A 266-nucleotide genomic window follows, 5' to 3' on the forward strand; every position below is an offset into this window, starting at 1 on the left:
ACATGTCTTGCGGAAGTAGTTCAGTGGTAGAATACAACCTTGCCAAGGTTGGGGTCGCGGGTTCGAATCCCGTCTTCCGCTCCAATTTTCAATATGACATGCCGGGGTGGCGGAACAGGCAGACGCACAGGACTTAAAATCCTGCGGTGGGTGACCACCGTGCGGGTTCGACCCCCGCCCTCGGCACCATATGCGCCCGTAGCTCAATTGGATAGAGCGTTTGACTACGGATCAAGAGGTTAGGGGTTCGACTCCTCTCGGGCGCG

Annotated in this window: 3 tRNA genes; all 3 read left to right on the forward strand. The window is 57.1% G+C overall.

Going from position 1 to position 266, the window contains the following annotated elements:
- The first annotated feature begins 9 nt into the window (after window positions 1–9).
- The 3 genes from OXT04_RS29690 (at window position 10) to OXT04_RS29700 (ending at window position 266) form a co-directional block, all read left to right on the forward strand.
- Window positions 10–84 (forward strand) — tRNA-Gly (locus OXT04_RS29690).
- A 16-nt stretch (window positions 85–100) separates the two neighbouring features.
- Window positions 101–189, forward strand: a tRNA-Leu gene (locus OXT04_RS29695).
- 3 nt (window positions 190–192) lie between these two features.
- Window positions 193–266, forward strand: a tRNA-Arg gene (locus tag OXT04_RS29700).

Origin of the sequence: Bacillus sp. GC_Bacil_1, assembly GCF_026540675.1 — a bacterium.
Classification (GTDB): domain Bacteria; phylum Bacillota; class Bacilli; order Bacillales; family Bacillaceae_G; genus Bacillus_A; species Bacillus_A cereus.